Origin of the sequence: Streptomyces sp. B93 (genome assembly GCF_018070565.1) — a bacterium.
Lineage (GTDB): Bacteria > Actinomycetota > Actinomycetes > Streptomycetales > Streptomycetaceae > Streptomyces.
Genome location: NZ_JAGPXL010000011.1, coordinates 21,954 through 39,267, shown reverse-complemented (window position 1 = coordinate 39,267; position 17,314 = coordinate 21,954). Strand labels below are relative to the sequence as shown.

11 protein-coding genes are annotated in these 17,314 nt (G+C 72.4%); 5 read left to right on the top strand and 6 right to left on the bottom strand.

Annotated features, from left to right (window positions below; genetic code table 11):
- Positions 1-76: 76 nt before the first annotated feature.
- The 4 genes from KBY47_RS13480 to KBY47_RS13465 are packed head-to-tail and all read left to right on the top strand — an operon-like array spanning position 77 to position 10,213.
- The gene (locus KBY47_RS13480; RefSeq protein ID WP_308405147.1) at positions 77-3,994 is read left to right on the top strand and encodes a hypothetical protein; all 3,918 of its coding nucleotides are present in this window, start codon (positions 77-79) and stop codon (positions 3,992-3,994) included.
- Positions 3,994-6,729 carry a BREX-2 system phosphatase PglZ gene (gene pglZ, locus KBY47_RS13475; RefSeq protein ID WP_210921307.1) on the top strand — a complete coding sequence of 912 codons (2,736 nt, stop codon included), beginning with the start codon at positions 3,994-3,996 and terminating at the stop codon, positions 6,727-6,729. The genes KBY47_RS13480 and pglZ overlap by 1 nt, the downstream gene beginning before the upstream one ends.
- Entirely contained in the window at positions 6,726-8,072 is a 1,347-nt protein-coding gene (brxD, locus tag KBY47_RS13470) for a BREX system ATP-binding protein BrxD (protein WP_210921306.1), read from the top strand. Before pglZ ends, brxD begins: the two co-directional genes overlap by 4 nt.
- Positions 8,069-10,213 carry a DEAD/DEAH box helicase gene (locus KBY47_RS13465; RefSeq protein ID WP_210921305.1) on the top strand — a complete coding sequence of 715 codons (2,145 nt, stop codon included), beginning with the start codon at positions 8,069-8,071 and terminating at the stop codon, positions 10,211-10,213. Before brxD ends, KBY47_RS13465 begins: the two co-directional genes overlap by 4 nt.
- A gap of 97 nt (positions 10,214-10,310) precedes the next feature.
- Here KBY47_RS13465 and groL read toward each other — a convergent pair whose 3' ends face one another.
- From groL to KBY47_RS13445, 4 genes are all read right to left on the bottom strand, one after another.
- A complete protein-coding gene (gene groL, locus KBY47_RS13460; RefSeq protein WP_210921304.1) occupies positions 10,311-11,939 on the bottom strand; it encodes a chaperonin GroEL in 1,629 nt (542 codons plus the stop codon).
- Between the two features lie 129 nt (positions 11,940-12,068).
- A complete protein-coding gene (gene groES, locus KBY47_RS13455; protein WP_132856129.1) occupies positions 12,069-12,377 on the bottom strand; it encodes a co-chaperone GroES in 309 nt (102 codons plus the stop codon).
- A 217-nt stretch (positions 12,378-12,594) separates the two neighbouring features.
- Entirely contained in the window at positions 12,595-13,281 is a 687-nt protein-coding gene (locus tag KBY47_RS13450) for a polysaccharide deacetylase family protein (RefSeq protein WP_210921303.1), read from the bottom strand.
- The gene (locus tag KBY47_RS13445; RefSeq protein ID WP_210921302.1) at positions 13,278-14,219 is read right to left on the bottom strand and encodes a polysaccharide deacetylase family protein; all 942 of its coding nucleotides are present in this window, start codon (positions 14,217-14,219) and stop codon (positions 13,278-13,280) included. The genes KBY47_RS13450 and KBY47_RS13445 overlap by 4 nt, the downstream gene beginning before the upstream one ends.
- On the opposite strand from KBY47_RS13445, the gene KBY47_RS13440 reads away from it, so the two are divergent.
- Positions 14,202-15,491, top strand: coding sequence for a class I SAM-dependent methyltransferase (locus tag KBY47_RS13440; RefSeq protein WP_210921301.1), 1,290 nt, complete (start codon positions 14,202-14,204; stop codon positions 15,489-15,491). The genes KBY47_RS13445 and KBY47_RS13440 overlap by 18 nt on opposite strands.
- On the opposite strand, the gene KBY47_RS13435 is transcribed toward KBY47_RS13440, so the two are convergent.
- Both KBY47_RS13435 and KBY47_RS13430 read right to left on the bottom strand, forming a co-directional pair.
- Entirely contained in the window at positions 15,488-16,717 is a 1,230-nt protein-coding gene (locus KBY47_RS13435) for an RNA polymerase sigma factor (protein WP_210921436.1), read from the bottom strand. The two genes, KBY47_RS13440 and KBY47_RS13435, sit on opposite strands and share 4 nt — an antisense overlap.
- 112 nt (positions 16,718-16,829) lie before the next feature.
- Positions 16,830-17,183: a YciI family protein gene (locus tag KBY47_RS13430; RefSeq protein ID WP_210921300.1), complete on the bottom strand. Its 354-nt coding sequence runs from the start codon at positions 17,181-17,183 to the stop codon at positions 16,830-16,832.
- Positions 17,184-17,314: the final 131 nt, after the last annotated feature.

The following is a 17,314-nucleotide window of genomic DNA, read 5'->3' as shown; positions in this document are numbered from 1 at the left end:
TTCCTCCCGAGCCGCCCCGGGCTTTCCCGCTCCCTCCCCGCGCCCCGGGCGGCCTGGCAGGATAAGGGGGACTTGTGTGGGCTACGGGGAGCGGGAGCGGCAGATGGCCAGGGGCGGCGACACCGTCGTACTGAGGGACGTCCTCGACATCAAGGAGGACGTGTACGCCGGGGACTTCAAGGTCGAGCTGTCCCAGGGGTTCACCGGGCAGTCAGCGGATCGCGTCGAGGAGTACGTCGTCACGCCGCAGCTGCGGGAGCAGTTCGGCAAGGCACTGCGACTGGTGCGCGGCGCGGTCCGCAAGAACGCGTCGTACGCCGCCTACCTGCACGGCTCCTTCGGCGCCGGTAAGAGCCACTTCCTGACCGTGCTGCACGCCGTCCTCAACGGCGACCCCGCCGTGCGCGCCAAGCCGCGGCTGCGGGAGGTCGTCGCCGAACACGACGAGTGGCTGCGCGGCAAGCGGTTCCTCATGGTGCCGTACCACCTCGTGGGCGCCGCCAACCTGGACGAGGCACTGCTCGGCGGCTATGTGCGGACCGTGCGCGAGCGGTTCCCCCAGGCGCCCACCCCGACCGTCTTCCGCTCCGACGCGATGCTCGCGGACGCCCGGCGGATGCGGGAACAGCTCGGCGACGACGCCTTCGTCCGGCTGCTGCCCGCCGACGCCGGGGACGGCGACGACGAGGACGGCGAGCTGAAGGTGATCGGCGCGGGCGGCTCGTGGGCCTCCGGCGAGCTGGACGCCGCCTTCGCCGCGCCCGCCGGGGACGACCGGCGCGAGCGGCTGGTGGCCGCGCTGCTCAGCGGGCCGATGCGGTCGTACGCCGAAAGCGCCCACGGTGACGCGGCCAAGTACGTGCCCCTGGAGAACGGGCTCTCCGCGATCAGCCGGCACGCCCGCGGGCTCGGCTACGACGGTGTGGTGCTGTTCCTCGACGAGCTGGTGCTGTGGCTCCAGGCGCACATGAAGGAACGCACCTTCGTCAACAGCGAGATCCAGAAGCTGGTGAAGCTGATCGAGTCCGGTGACGCGGACCGCCCGGTGCCGATCGTCTCCTTCATCTCCCGGCAGCGGGACCTGTCCCAGCTCGTCGGCACCGACGTTCTCGGAGCCGACGTCAAGGCCATGGAACAGGCGCTCGAATACCTCAACGAGCGGTTCGAGATCGTCGACCTGGAGGACCGCAACCTGCCGGAGATCATCAAGGAGCGGGTGCTGAAGCCCCTGCCCGGCAAGGAAGCGGTGCTGGAGAACGCGTTCGCGGGCGTCGACCGCTCCAACCAACAGGTCAAGGACGTCCTGCTGGACGGTGGCGGCGCCACCCACGCCGACTGGAACGACTTCCGCTCCCTCTACCCGCTGTCCCCGGCACTGCTCAACGTGCTCGTCGCCCTCTCCGGCGCCCTCCAGCGCGAACGCACCGGTCTGAAGCTCGTACAGCAACTGCTCCAGCGGAACGCGGACGCTGCCGTCGGCCGGCTCATCCCGCTGGGTGACCTGTGGGACGTGCTCGTCGACGGGACCGGGGCCGCGTTCACCGACAAGCTGAAGCGGGAGTCGGAGGCCGCGGTGAAGTTCTACGCCAAGGCGCGCACCCACCTCCTCGACAAGTACGGCTCCGCCACCCACACCGACTTCCTCGCCGACGACCGGTTCGTCAAGACGCTGCTGCTCAGCGCGCTCACGCCCGACGTGCCCGCCCTGCGACGGCTGACGGGCGCCCGGCTCGCCGCCCTCAACCACGGCTCGGTGCGCTCGCGGACCGTGCCCGCCGGGGACGTCGTCGTACGGCGCATGCGTGACCTCCAGGCGGCGTTCCCCTCCGAGGTGCGCTCCGACGGCGAGGCCGACCCCGTCTTCTCCCTGCACCTGTCCGACCTCGACATCGAGCCGCTGCTCGACGCGGTCGCCGAGGAGGACAAGGCGGGCGTGCGCCGGGTGTGGCTGCGCGACCGGCTGTGGGAGGCCATCGGGGTACGCGACGGACAGTTCGTCGCCGAGAAGGAGATCGTCTGGCGGGGCACCCGGCGCGTCGCCGAGTTCGTGTTCGGCAACGTGCGCGACCGCTCCGACCTGCCCGACGAGCAGTTCGCCCCGGCGACCTCGGGCAATGTGCGGTTCGTCGTGGACTACCCCTTCGACGACGGCGACCACTACCCCAGCGACGACTTCCACCGCGTCGAGGAACTGAAGAAGGACGGCGTCACCGCCCCCGTCCTCGTCTGGCTCACCGACTTCTTCTCCGACCAGCGCAAAGCACAGCTCGGTCGCCTCATGCGGATCACCTTCCTGCTGGAACGCGACCGGCTCGCCGACTACACCGGCACCTTCCCGCCCGACGACCGCGCCAAGGTCAGGCGGCAGCTCGAAGTCGCCCAGGACACCCTCACCGACCAGCTCACCGGGGCGTTGGCCGAGGTGTACGGGCTGGCCGGACGCACCGACGCCAACCCCGGCCCGGAAGTGCCCGACGGGCGGCACGTGCTGTCGCTGCAACCGGAGTACGCCCAGCCCCGCGAGGAGGGTGGCAAGGGCTTCGAGGCCAACGTGCAGCACCTCGCCGACGGCATGTTCTCCGCCCTGTACCCCAAGCACCCCGACTTCGGCCCGGACGGGAAGGGGCAGCGCAAGGCCGTCACGGCGGGCGAGCTGCGCACCGCCCTGGAGTGGATCACCCGGGCCATGGACGAGGGTGGACGCGCCCAGAACGTCGACAGCCACCACCTGAAGACCGTCAAGCGGATCGTGGAGCCGCTCGAACTCGGCACCGTCCACGACGGCCCCCTGGTCATGCGGCAGGACTGGCGCACCCGGATCAATCAGGCCGCCTCCGGGCACCAGCAGCGCGGGGACCTCGCCGTCGAGGACATCCGCGGCTGGATCACCAAGGACCTCGGCTACGGCGGCCTCGACAAGCTCGTAGGCAACCTCCTCATCGCCGCCTACGCGCTGCTCGACGACCGGGCCTGGGTCTACCAGGGCGGCCCCGAACGGCAGGCGCCCGCGCTGCACGAGATCGGGCCCGGCTGGTCCCTGCGGGCCCAGCCGCTGCCCTCGGAGGAGGAGTACGCGGCGGCCAGGGACCGGGCTGCCCGGCTCTTCGGCGTCTCCGCCAAACCGGCCGTATACGCGCGCAACGTCAACCGGCTCGCCGAGGACGTCCGCGCCCGCGCGGAGATCTGGGAACGGGAGGTCGCGGGCGTACGGGCGTCGCTGGAACGGCACGCCGCGCTGCTGGGCCTCGACGAGCCCGGCCCGGGTGCGGCTGCCCGGCCCGCGGTCCTACGGGAGGCCGCCGCGCTGCTCGCCCGGCTGACCCGGCACGGCAGCGACGCGACAGCCCTGGTCCGCGAACTCGCCGCCGCCTCGTTCACCGCGCAGGAACGGGACCTGAACGCCGCCATGGGCAGCGCCGGGGAAGTGCTGCGCGCGCTGGACGACGCCGCCTGGCCCGCCCTCACCAACGTGCGGGGCCTGCTCGGCCGAGAGGACGGCGTCGGTGACCGCGCCCGACGGCTGTTCGACGAGATCGCCGTCACCGCGCGGGCCTCGGAGTTCGAGCGGTCGCTCGTCCCGGTGCTGGCGCAGGCAGGTGAGAAGGCCAACGCGATCATCAACGCGGCTCTGACAGTGGAGACCGCGTTCACGCCGCGGCAAACGCCCGCGCCCGGACCCCAGGACGTGCGCGTCGACCAGCCGGAGGTGGCCACCCGGCACTCCCCGGGCGCGCGAGCCGAGGTACCCGAGCAGGCCGAGCCCGCGACGCCTGGTCCGACGGACAGCACGCCCGCGTCGGGGCGCCGGATCGTCACCGCTCTCGGGACGACCCCGCTGGAAGAACTGCTGACGGGTGAACTGACCGGAATGCGGGACGACATCCAGGAGTTCCTCACCGCCCATCCGGATGCAGCCGTCGAGATCACCTGGCGCCCGGTGCGCTCCTCCGGCACCACGTCCGCGGGCACGGACAGCGCCGAGGAGACGCGCTGATGGCGTCCCGGCCCGCCGCCGGCCGGCGTGCCATCGAGGTGCTGTTGCAGGCCGAGCTGCCCCGTGCGGAGGACCGGCGGCTGGTACTGGTGGACGCCGTGTGGGCTGGCGGCGACGACGAACGCGACTTCAGCGTCCGGGTCGACGACCGGCCGCGCCGCGTCCACGTCACCGACCAGGAGTCACCGCTCGGTATCGCCGACGCCTGGCGGCGCCACCTCGCCGACGCCGGTCCCGACACGGACAGCGTCCTCGTCGTCACCGGCGGCGTCCCCGCCGACCAGCTCGGCTGGGACCTGCGCGGACACGCCGTACGCCGTCGGCCGCTGGCCGTCGAGCGCACCGACATCGTCAAGCAGATCTTCGGTGCCGGAGACCTCGACACCCGTATGGTGCGCGAGACCTGGCTGCTGGACGCCCTGCTGGAGGCAGAACCGCCCGGCGGATGGCCGCACGTGGGCTCCGTGCTGACCCGCGACCGGGCCCTGCGCGCCCTGCTCGCCGCCCGGGTGGGCCTCGGCGACACCGCGCAGGAGTCACTCGACGTGGACGCCGACACCGTCTTCGAATGGAGCCGCACCCCCGCCGGGCCGCGGCGCTTCGCCGAACTGCCCGAACCCGAACGCGAGGGCCTCACCACCTGGCTGGGCGAGGTGACCGGGCCCGCCGCACCCACCCTGCTCGCCCTCGCCGCCGACGGGCGCGGCGCCGACGCCCTCCCGCTCGGCGCACTGACATCCGCGGCCCTCGGCTGCCCCGCCGCCGCGGACGCCGGGTTCGCCCTCGGCACGCTCTTCGGACAGGCCCTGGGATCGTTCGACGCGCTGACGCCGTACGCGGCGGCGGCCACCGGAGTGCTCACCCGCTGGATCGCCCAGGCGGAGGCGGGCGGTCCAGCCGGTGCCGAGGCACGGTCCAGGGTGCTTTCCGTGCTGGAACGGGCCGACCACCTCGCCGAAACGGCGCGCCTCACCCCGCTGCTGACCGGTGACCGCCTGCTTCCCTCCGGCTTCCGCACCCGCCTGCGCGGCCTCGCCGTGAGCCTCGACGGACGCCCCGCCGCCGCACTGAGCGCCCTGACCGAGCTGGCTGACCACCAGCTCGCCGAACTGCACGGCGACTCCACCGAACGGGCCCGGGTCGCGGTGCGCTTGCTGCGCTGGCTGGACGCTCCCGTGCCGGAGCTGGAGTCAGTCGGGCAGAGCGTGCGCCACCATCTGGAGTCCACCGGCTGGGTGGACCTGGCCACGGGGATACTCGCCGAGGGTGACGTCTCCCGGGACGGGACCGTCTCGGAGGCGTACCACCGGCTCATCGACCGGGTGCGTGAGCGGCGTCGCCATCTGGACGAGCGGTTCGCCTCCCTCCTCGCCGTCTGGGCGGAACGCGCCTCGCAGCAAGCCCCGCACGGGGCGCTCCTCATCGAGGACGTGCTGGCGGAGGCAGCCGCGCCGCTCGCCCGTGACGGCGGCCGCCCACTCGTCCTGGTCCTGGACGGGATGAGCGCCGACGTCGCCGTGGAACTCGCCGCCGGACTGGACCGACGGGTGTGGACCGAGATCGTCCCCGGCGCGCCGACAGGCCGTCGCTCCGGGCGAACCGCCGCCGTCGCGATGCTCCCGACCCTGACCCGGCTCAGTCGGGCCTCCCTGCTCAGCGGTGCTCCCGCCGAGGGCGGCCAGGACGTCGAGCGCGCCGGATTCGCCGCCTTCTGGAAGAGACGGCACCGGGACGCGCTGCTGTTCCACAAGGGCGGCTACGAGGGAACGGCCGGACACCGGCTCGCGCCCGAGTTGCTGGGTGCGCTCGCCGACGATCGCACCGTCGTCGGCGTGGTCCTCAACACGATCGACGACACGCTCTCCGACGGACGCGACAACGGACGTGCCCGTTGGCGGCCCTCGGACATCGCCCGGCTGACCGATCTGCTCGACGCCGCGCGCGGCACCGGGCGGCCCGTCCTGCTCGTCTCCGACCACGGGCACGTTCTTGACCGCGGCCCGCGGGACGCCGGGCCCACCCCGGCCGAGGGGGTGCGGGGTGCCCGCTGGCGCGTCGGCCCCGCCGAATCCGGTGAGGTCGAACTATCCGGACCGCGCGTGCGGGCGCCCGAGGGGCGCGTCACCGCCGCCTGGCGCGAGGACCTGCGGTACACCCCGCGCCAGGCGGGCTACCACGGAGGCGCCTCGCTCGCCGAGATCACGGTGCCCGTCCTGGGGTTCGTGCCGTCCGGCAGCGAGATCCCGGCCGGGTGGACCGTCCTGCCCGCGGAGAACACCGCGCCCGAGTGGTGGCGGGAACCGCACGAGACCGCCCAGCCGCCCACAGCCTCGGCCACGCCCCGCGCCAAGGACGGCGGCCGGAAGCGCCAGCCGCAGCCCCAAGGGCTGTTCCCGCAGCCTGGGCACGGCACACTCGGCGAGCGGACCGTGCTCAGCAAGCCGTACGAGACGCAGCGCGAGTTCGTCCGCAACGCCCCCGGCAACACGGCCGTCGCCGCCGCGCTCGACGCCCTGCTGGCGGCAGGGGGCAAACTCTCACCGGCCGCCGTCGCCGCCGCCGCGCAGGCCGCCACCGGCAGGTCGGAACGGAACCCCCAGCGGTTCGTCACCATGCTCGAACGGCTGCTCAACATCGACGGCTACCCCGTGCTCCAGCTCATCGAGTCCGGACGCACCGTCCACCTCGACAGGGAACTGCTGCGGCAGCAGTTCCCGGAAGGCACCACGTCGTGACCCCGTCCCACCTTCCGCCCGGCGACACCACGATCAGCGCGGCCCGTGCCCGCGACGTCGTCGACGCGCTGCGCCGCGGCACCGTGCCGCAGCAGGGCCTCGGACTGTTCGCCGTCGGCCTGGACCGCTTCGCCGACGCCCTGGACGACGACCTCGCCACCGTCGCCCGCGGCGGCTCCGCCTTCCACGCGCTGCGCGGCGAGTACGGCTCCGGAAAGACGTTCTTCGCCCGCTGGCTCGCCGAACGGGCCAAGCGTCGCGGCCTGGCCGTCAGCGAGGTGCAGATCTCCGAGACGGAGACCCCGCTGCACCGGCTGGAGACCGTCTACCGACGGCTCACGGAACGGCTGACGACGTCCACCCACCCGCCCTCCGCGCTGCGCGCCGTCGTCGACTCGTGGTTCTACGCGCTGGAGGAGGAAGTCCTCGCCGCGGGAGAGGTTGCCGAGGACGACGAGGCCACGCTCGGCCGGGCCGTCGACGACCTTCTGGAACTGCGGCTCACGGAGGTCGCCCGCACCACGCCCGCGTTCTCGGCCGCGCTGCGCGGCTACCGGGCGGCGGTGTCCGTCGGTGACGGCGCCCGCGCCGAGGCGCTGATCGCGTGGCTCGGCGGTCAGCGGTCCGTCGCCGCCTCCGCCAAGAGGGCCGCCGGAGTGCGCGGCGACCTCGACCACTTCGCCGCGCTCGGTTTCCTCCAGGGACTGCTGACGGTGCTGCGGGACTGCGGACACCCCGGGCTCCTGCTGGTCCTCGACGAGGTGGAGACGCTGCAACGGGTGCGCGGCGACGTGCGGGAGAAGTCGCTGAACGCGCTGCGCCAGCTCCTGGACGAGATCGACGCCGGACGCTTCCCGGGCCTGTTCCTCGTCATCACCGGCACCCCCGCCTTCTACGACGGTCAGCAGGGTGTCCAGCGTCTGGCACCACTCGCCCAGCGGCTGGCCACGGACTTCACCACCGACCCGCGCTTCGACTCCCCGCGCGCTGTCCAGCTGCGCCTGCCCGGCTTCGACCTGGCGTCCCTCGGTGAACTGGGCCGCCGGGTGCGCCGCGTGTACGAGGCCACGGCCCGCAACCCGGGGCGGGTGACCGAGCGCGCCGACGACGTCTACCTCGACGAGCTGGCCCGCGCGGTCACCGGCTCCCTCGGCGGCAAGGCCGGTATCGCCCCCCGGCTCTACCTGCGCAAACTCGTGGCCGACGTCCTCGACCGGGTCGACACCTTCGACGACTTCGATCCCCGCACCCACTACACGCTGACGGTGAGGACGGCGGAACTGGACGAAGTCGAACGCAACGCGGCGGCGAGCGCCGGGGACGTGGACCTGGAGCTGCCGTGAGCGCCGACGCGCTGGACCTGCTCGACCCGATCCTCACCCACCACATCGTCAACACCCTCGGCTGGCGCTCCCTGCGCCCCCTCCAGCAGGAAGCCGTCGGGCCACTGCTGTCGGGCCAGGACGCCGTGCTCCTGGCGCCCACGGCCGGGGGCAAGACCGAGGCCGCCGTCTTTCCCCTGCTCACCCGTGCCCAGCGAGGCGGCTGGAAGGACACCGGCATCCTGTATGTCACTCCGCTGAAAGCCCTGCTGAACAACCTGCACCCCCGCCTGGAGACGTACGCGGGCTGGGTCGGCCGGACCGCCGAGCTGTGGCACGGGGACATCGCGACCAGCAAGCGCCGCCGTATCCTCGCGCAGCGCCCGGACGTGCTGCTGACGACGCCGGAGTCGCTGGAGGCGATGCTGGTCTCCACCCATGTGGACCACAGGGCCTTCTTCCACGGTCTGCACTGTGTGGTGGTCGACGAGGTGCACGCCTTCGCCGGTGACGACCGGGGCTGGCATCTGCTCGCCGTACTGGAACGGCTCCAGCGGCTCGTGGGGCGGCCGGTGCAGCGCGTCGGCCTGTCCGCGACCGTCGGCAACCCTCGCGAGCTGCTCGACTGGCTCCAGGGCTCCGGGAGCGGCGGGCGCCCCGGACAGGTCATCGCGCCCGGGGTCACCCTGCCCGGCGCCGGAGCCGGGGCGGCCGCGGGGAGCCCGCCCGCGGGTGACGTCGAACTGGACTACGTCGGCTCGGTACCCAACGCCGCGACCGTCATCGCGGCACTGCACCGGGGCGAGAAACGTCTGGTGTTCTGCGAGAGCCGACGGACCGTCGAGGAGCTGGGCGAGCAGTTGCGGCTCCGGGGCGTGACCACGTTCCTCTCCCACGCCTCGCTCTCCACCGACGAGCGGCGCCGGGCCGAACACGCCTTCGCCGAGGCCCGTGACTGTGTGATCGTGTCAACCAGCACCCTCGAACTCGGCATCGACGTCGGCGACCTGGACCGGGTGATCCAGCTCGACGCACCGCCCACGGTCGCCTCGTTCCTGCAACGACTGGGGCGTACCGGCCGCCGTCCCGGCACCCGGCGCCACTGCCTCTTCCTCGCCGTGCACGACGAGGGCTTCCTGGCCGCAGCCGCCCTGCTGCTGGCGTGGTCACGCGGCTGGGTGGAACCGGTGACCGCGCCCGCCGAGCCACGGCACCTTGTGGCCCAACAGATCCTCGCGCTGTGCCTCCAGGAGCACCGCGTCGGTGAGAACTTGTGGTCCGAGTGGTGGGGCGGTCTTGAGCCGTTCGGGAAAGCCGCCGAGCCCGTCGTCCAGCACCTCGTGGAGCAGGGCTACGTGGAACGCGACGGCGGCATCCTGTTCATCGGGCCCGAGGCCGAACGGCGTTTCGGTCACCGGCACTTCATGGGCCTGACCGCTTCGTTCACCGCGCCGCCGGAGTTCACGGTGTTCAGCGGCCGGACAGAAATCGGCCGCACCGACCCGGACCTCCTCACCGAGGAGGTGCAAGGCCCCCGCAAGCTGTTGCTGGCCGGACGCAGTTGGCTGGTCACCTACATCGACTGGCGGCGCAGGCGCTGTTTCGTGGAGCCCGTCGACGAGGGCGGGCGCGCCAAGTGGAGCGGTTTCGGAGCGGACCGCGTCCGGTCGTACACCCTCAGCCGTGCCGTCCGGGACGTCCTTCTGGGCACCGATCCGCCGGTCCTCCTGACCCGGCGGGCGCGGGCGAGACTGGCCGAAGCCAGGGACAGGCACCGGGATGTGGTGCACCCGGCCGGGCCGGTCATCACCCGCCGCGGTGACGGTGACGCGCGGTGGTGGACCTGGGGCGGACACCGCGCGAACGCCACCCTGGCCGCCTCGCTGCCCTCCGTCGTCCTGCCCCACCGGATCGTGGACGACCGTTTCGTCCGGCTGCGGGACGACATCACCGCACAGGCGTGGCGCGCAGCCGTGGCCGATGCCGGGAACGGGCTCACCCTGCCCGAGGTGGACGTCCGCGCCGTACGCGGGCTCAAGTTCGCGGAAGCCCTGCCCCCGCGCCTCGCCGAGGCCACGCTCGCGGCCCGGCTGGCGGACACGGAGGGAGCGCGTGCGGTGCTGGCCGAGCCCGTGCGTTTCCTGGCGGGTGAAGAAGGCTGAAGAGCCCGCTCGGGGGTCGACGACACGACGGAAAGGGCAAGGCCCCGCTCCGGCACCTGAGTGCGGAAGCGGGGCCTGCCGGTACGAGCGTGTCGGCTCAGTGAGCGTGCCCGTGGCCGTGGCCGGCCGCCGCGGCGGGCTCTTCCTCTTCCTTCTTCTCGACGACCAGGGTCTCGGTCGTCAGGAGGAGGGAGGCGATGGACGCGGCGTTCTCCAGGGCGGAGCGGGTGACCTTCACCGGGTCGATGACGCCGGCCTTGAGCAGGTCGCCGTACTCGCCGGTGGCGGCGTTGTAGCCGTTGCCCTTGTCCAGCTCGGCGACCTTGGAGACGATCACGTAGCCCTCGAGGCCCGCGTTCTCCGCGATCCAGCGCAGCGGCTCGACGGCGGCGCGGCGGACGACCGCGACACCGGTGGCCTCGTCGCCGGTCTTGCCGAGGTTGCCCTCCAGCACCTTGACGGCGTGCACCAGGGCGGAGCCACCACCGGAGACGATGCCCTCCTCGACCGCGGCGCGGGTCGCGGAGATGGCGTCCTCCAAACGGTGCTTGCGCTCCTTCAGCTCCACCTCGGTGGCGGCGCCGACCTTGATCACGCACACGCCGCCGGCCAGCTTCGCGAGGCGCTCCTGGAGCTTCTCGCGGTCCCAGTCGGAGTCGGTGTTCTCGATCTCGGCCTTGATCTGGTTGACGCGGCCCTCGACGTCGGCCTTCTGACCGGCGCCGTCGACGATCGTGGTGTCGTCCTTGGTGACGGTGATGCGGCGGGCGGTGCCGAGGACGTCCAGACCGGCCTGGTCGAGCTTGAGGCCGACCTCCTCGGAGATGACCGTGGCGCCGGTGAGGACCGCCATGTCCTGGAGCATCGCCTTGCGGCGGTCGCCGAAGCCGGGGGCCTTCACCGCGACGGCGTTGAAGGTGCCGCGGATCTTGTTGACGACCAGGGTCGACAGGGCCTCGCCCTCGACGTCCTCGGCGATGATCAGCAGCGGCTTGGAGGAGTTCGTCTGGATGATCTTCTCAAGCAGCGGCAGGAGGTCCTGGATGGAGGAGATCTTGCCCTGGTTGATGAGGATGTACGGGTCCTCCAGGACGGCCTCCATGCGCTCCTGGTCCGTCACGAAGTACGGCGACAGGTAGCCCTTGTCGAAGGCCATGCCCTCGGTGAAGTCCAGCTCCAGACCGAAGGTGTTGGACTCCTCGACGGTGATGACACCGTCCTTGCCGACCTTGTCCATCGCCTCGGCGATCAGCTCACCGACCTGCTGGTCCTGGGCGGACAGCGCGGCGACGGCGGCGATGTCGGACTTCTCGTCGATCGGGCGCGCGGTCGAGAGCAGGTCCTCGGAGACGGCGGCGACGGCCGCGTCGATGCCCTTCTTCAGGGCGGCCGGGGAGGCACCGGCGGCGACGTTCTTCAGGCCCTCGCGGACCAGCGCCTGGGCCAGCACGGTGGCGGTGGTCGTACCGTCACCCGCGATGTCGTTGGTCTTGGTCGCCACCTCCTTCACCAGCTGGGCGCCCAGGTTCTCGTACGGGTCCTCGACCTCGACCTCACGGGCGATGGTGACGCCGTCGTTGGTGATGGTGGGGGCGCCGAACTTCTTGTCGATGACGACGTTGCGGCCCTTGGGGCCGATCGTCACCTTCACGGTGTCGGCGAGCTTGTTGACGCCGCGCTCGAGGGCGCGACGGGCGTCCTCGTCGAACTTCAGGATCTTCGCCATGGCAGCGGGAGCCCTCTCGGAAAGCTAGAAAGCTAGGGGGTAAAGAAACTGCGCCCCGGGCGCCCGGCTTCGTTATCGGTCGCGGGGGCAGCCAGGGGCGCAGTGTGAAGCAAGGTGCTTCGGGGTGAACTACTTCTCGATGATCGCGAGGACGTCGCGGGCCGAGAGAACGAGGTACTCCTCGTTGTTGTACTTCACCTCGGTGCCGCCGTACTTGCTGTAGAGCACGACGTCGCCGACGGAAACGTCGAGCGGAAGGCGGTTGCCGTCCTCGAAGCGGCCCGGGCCCACGGCCAGGACGACGCCCTCCTGGGGCTTCTCCTTGGCAGTGTCCGGGATGACCAGGCCAGAGGCCGTGGTCTGCTCGGCGTCCAGCGGCTGGACCACGATGCGGTCCTCGAGCGGCTTGATGGCAACCTTGGAGCTGGCGGTCGTCACGATCCGACCTCCCCCTTCGGAGATCTCACGGGGTTAACTGTCTGAGGTGGCGACCAGGTCGATCCGTCGTCGCGGGTGCCGGACCTGCCCGTCGCGTGGTTGGCACTCTCCGGTGGTGAGTGCCAGAGCCGAGACTATGACTGTGGTTAGCACTCGGTCAAGCGGAGTGCCAATTGCCCGCGGCGCGGCGCGGGATTTCGGCCCCAAGAGGGGTCGCCTACACATAGTCCTCCAGCCGCCCCACCCTCAGCCCCGCCGCCGCCACCTCCCGCAGGACGTGTCGCGTGCGGTCGACGACGGCCGTGGTGTCGGCGTCGTCCGGGGTCACGGAGACGATGTCGCCGGGGCGGAGGCGGTGCGGCGCCCGGGTGTAGCGCAGACCGGTGTCCGTGGCCAGGGCGCGCCACAGGGCGATGGTGGTGACGCCGCAGTCGGCGGCGGCGCGGCGGGTCGTGCGGTCGTGGGCGCCGTACGGGGGCCGCAGCAGCCGGGGCCGGGCGCCGAAGCGGGCGTGGAGCTTGCTCTGCTGGCCGCAGATCTCGGCGCGCTGACCGGCGTACGGCAGGCCGCGCAGGGCGGTGTGGTCGAGGGTGTGGTTCTGGAGGCTCGCCCCGACCGCGCGGAGCCGGGCGAAGTGACCGTACCCGGGGCCCGCCACGCGGTCGGTCAGGAACAGGGTCACGGGGAGCCGCAGGGTGCGGATGGTGTCGACGAAGCGCGGGTCGCGTTCGGCGCCGTCGTCGTAGGTGAGGAAGACGACCGGGTCCCGGGTCGGCACGTGGTCGACGACGGGCGGCAGCCGGGGCTCGGTGCCCGCCGCGCGGGCGTCCACCCGGGGCGCGGGTGGCTGCGCGCACCCGACGGCGGTCAGGAGCAGCAGCAGGAGCAGGGCCCGCGGCCTCACAGGTAGTCCTCCAGCTTCGCCACCGCGTACCCCTCGGCGGTGACCTTGTCGAGGAACCTGCGGATCATGTCGGGCATCGTGCCCTTCCAGTCGCCGCGGCCCCGGAAGTGGCTGAGGACGATGTCGCCGGGGTGCAGGGCGCGGTCCCACTCGCGGTACTCCCAGCGGTCGACGAAGACCTCCTCGTTCCACAGCGGCACGTGCTTGATGCCGCAGGACTTGGCGGCGAGCAGGGTGTTCTTGTCGTAGTTGCCGAAGGGCGGGCGGAAGAGGGCGGGGCGGGTGCCGTAGCGCTTCTCGATGACGTCCTGCATGCCGCAGATCTCCTGCCGCTGGCGGGCGTAGGAGAGGCCGGGCAGGTAGGGGTGGTGGAGGGTGTGGTTGTTGAGGGTGACGCCGCGGTCCCGCATCCGCTTGAAGTAGCCGTAGTCCTCCTTGACCAGGTAGTCGCTGAGGAAGGCGGTGTAGGGGATCTTCAGCTCGCTCATCATGCGCAGGAACGCCGGGTCCTTCTCGGCGCCGTCGTCGATGGTGAGGAAGACGACCTTGTCGCGGGTGGGGACGGTGGTGAACACCGGGGGCAGGTCCAGGGCCCGGTGGCCGGTCACCTCGAAGCCCTTGCGGGTGGTGAGGTGCGGTTTGCGGGCGGGCGGGGGCGGGGGCGTGAGGGGGACCCGGCGCAGTTTCCAGCGTTTGGCGACCGCGACGCGCGCGGTGTGCGCCGCCTCGAGTCCGGCGGCGTAGGAGTGCAGGGCGCGGGCGGCGGGGGCCTGGAGGGGCGGTTGCTGCCCGGCGGCGGGGTGGTTCCCGGGGGCGGGGTCCTGGACGCAGCCGGAGGCTAGCGCGGTGACGGCGAGGGCGGGGAGGAGCAGCCGGGTGCGCGCGTTCGGCCCCCTCTTTTCACCTTGTCCTACGGCATTTTGTACTACTTGTCGCATGGTGCGGGATCCTCGCAGCCACCTCCCCGGAACCCCCGCCGACACCGCCACCCTCCCCGCACCGTCCACCGACTGGCCGACACCGAAGACAATGAACCCGTGACTGACCTCTTCACCCCCCTCCTCACCCCCGAAGGCCGCGCCCTCCTCGACGAGGTGCGCGGCACGGACCCCGCGCGGGAACTCGCCGTCGCCACCCGGCTGCGCCGCGACCACTCGGCCGAGCTGGTGTCGGCGGCGCTGGGGCAGGCCCGGCTGCGGCAGCGGGCGGCGGCGAAGTTCGGTGCGGAGGACGCCGGGCGGATGTTCTTCACGCCGCACGGGGTCGAGCAGTCGACGCGGGCGAGCGTGGCGGCGTACCGGGCGGGGCGGCTGAGGGAACTCGGCGTCGGCTCGGTCACGGACCTGTGCTGCGGGGTCGGCGGGGACGCCATCGCGATGGCGCGGGCGGGTATCCGGGTGCTGGCCGTGGACCGGGACCCGCTGACGGCGGCGGTGGCGCGGGCCAACGCCGAGGCGCTGGGGCTCGACGGGCTGATCGAGGTGCGCCAGGCGGATGTCACGGAGGTGGACGTGTCGTCGTACGACGCCGTGTTCGTCGATCCGGCGCGGCGCGGGGGGCGGGGCAGGATTTTCGATCCGGAGGCGTACTCGCCGCCGCTGTCCTGGGCGGTGGAGACCGCCCTGCGGGCCCGGATCGCCGCGCTGAAGGTGGCGCCCGGTATTCCGCACGAGGCGGTGCCCGGCGCTGCGGAGGCCGAGTGGGTCTCGGACGGCGGGGACGTGAAGGAGGCCGTGCTGTGGTTCGGGACGGCACCGGGCGCCGTGCGCGCCACGCTGCTGCCGGGCCCGCGCGGCCTGCGCGGCCGGGGGCTGCCCGACCCGGAGGTCCGCCCGGTGGGGCGTTACCTGTACGAGCCGGACGGCGCCGTCATCCGCGCCCATCTGGTCGCCGAGGTGGCCGACGGGCTGGACGGCGGACTGCTCGATCCGACGATCGCCTACGTCACCGCCGACGAGGCCCGCCCGACGCCGTACGCCACCGGCTACGAGATCACCGACCACCTCCCCTTCAACGTCAAGAAGCTGAAGGCGCTGCTGCGGGAGCGGCGGGTGGGCACGCTGACCGTGAAGAAGCGGGGTTCGGCGGTGGAGCCGGAGGAGCTGCGGAGGAAGGTCAAGCCGCAGGGGCCCGGCGCGGCGACGGTGTTCCTGACGCGGGTCGCCGGGGCCCCGGCGATGCTGATCGGACGGCCGCTCGACCGTCCCTAGAGCGCGGCAGCCCGTCCCAGCAGCAGTTCACGCTCACGCGTGTTGTGGGTGAGGGACGCCGCCCTTTCGAACTCCGCCTTCGCCTCCGCCGTACGCCCGAGGCGCAGCAGGAGATCGCCGCGGACGCTGGGCAGCAGGTGGTAGTCGCGCAGGGCGGGTACGGCGCCGAGGGCGTCCACGATCTCCAGCGCAGCCTCTGGCCCCTGGGCCATGGAGACGGCGACCGCGCGGTTCAGCTCGACGACGGGCGACGGGGCGCGGGCGGCGAGCATGCCGTACAGGGTGGCGATCCTGGCCCAGTCGGTCTCCTCGTAGGAGGGGGCGTGGGCGTGGCAGGCGGCGATGGCGGCCTGGAGGGCGTACGGGCCGAGGGCGCCGTCGGCCGTGGCGGAGGCGTGGGTGAGGGCGGTGACGCCGCGGGCGATGAGCAGGCGGTTCCAGCGGGCGCGCTGCTGGTCCTTCAGGAGGACGGGCGCGCCGTCGGGGCCGGTGCGGGCGGACGTGCGGGAGGCCTGGAACTCCAGCAGCGCGGCCAGGCCGTGCACCTCGGACTCCTTGGGCATCAGCCCGGCGAGCTGCCGGGCGAGCCGCAGCGCGTCCTCGCACAGGCCGGGGCGCAGCCAGTCGTCGCCCGCGGTGGCGGCGTACCCCTCGTTGAAGATCAGGTAGATGACGTCGAGCACGGAGCCGAGCCGGGCCTCGCGGTCGGGGCCGTACGGCACCTCGAAGGCGACGTTCCTCGTGGCGAGGGTGCGTTTGGCGCGGACGATGCGCTGGGCGACCGTCGGCTCGGGCACCAGGTAGGCGCGGGCGATCTCGGCCGTGGTGAGACCGCCGAGCAGCCGCAGGGTGAGGGCGCAGCGGGCCTCGGCGGAGAGCACCGGGTGGCAGGCGGTGAAGACCAGCCGGAGCAGGTCGTCGTCGATGTCCTCGGGGTCGGCGGGCTCCGGCGGTGCGGGCGTCTCGGAGAGGTCCCGGCCGATCTCGGCGAGCTTGCGGGCGTAGTTCTCCCGGCGGCGGACCAGGTCGACGGCGCGGTGCCGGGCGGTGGTGGTGAGCCAGGCGCCGGGGTTGTCGGGCACCCCGTCGCGCGGCCACTGTTCCAGCGCGGCGACGAGGGCGTCCTGGGCGAGTTCCTCGGCGATGCCGACGTCCCGGACGACGCGGGCGACGGCGGCGATGACCCGTGGGGACTCCATCCGGAAGACGGTCTCCACGGTCTCCATGGCCCGGCGGGCGTCGGCGGTGGGCTGTTGCTGCTGCACAGCCCACCATCAGACACCCGTACGGCCCGACGGCCAAACCCCAAGCCGGGCGGTCGAGCCGCGGTCCGGGCGGTCAGCCCTCCACGACCTCCCTGACCTCGCAGAAGAAGCGGAACTCGTCGCCGTGGATCTTCAGGAACCGCTTGGTCCACTCGATCGCCTCGGCCCTGTCCTTGCACTGCATGAGCGCGTAGCCGCCGACGACCTCCTTGGTCTCGGTGAACGGCCCGTCGGTGACGGACGCCCGCTCGCCGTCCCAGTGCACCCGGGTGCCCTGCGCGGTCGGGGTGAGCCCGGCCGTGTCGAGGAGCACCCCGGCCTTGGTCATCTCCTCCAGCAGCTCTCCCATCCGCTGCATCAGCTCGTCGCTCGGGCCCTCGGTGTAGGCGTTCTCGTCGATGGTCACGAGGGACATGAAGCGGGGCATGGTGACTCCCTGGGTCGTTTCGGGCGGGGTCTCTCCCCGCCTCTCAACCCTGCGTCGATCGAGGGCGGCCCGGATCGACATCCACGCCGAGAAATTCCTCCAGAAGCCGAAGAACTACGGACAGTCACCGA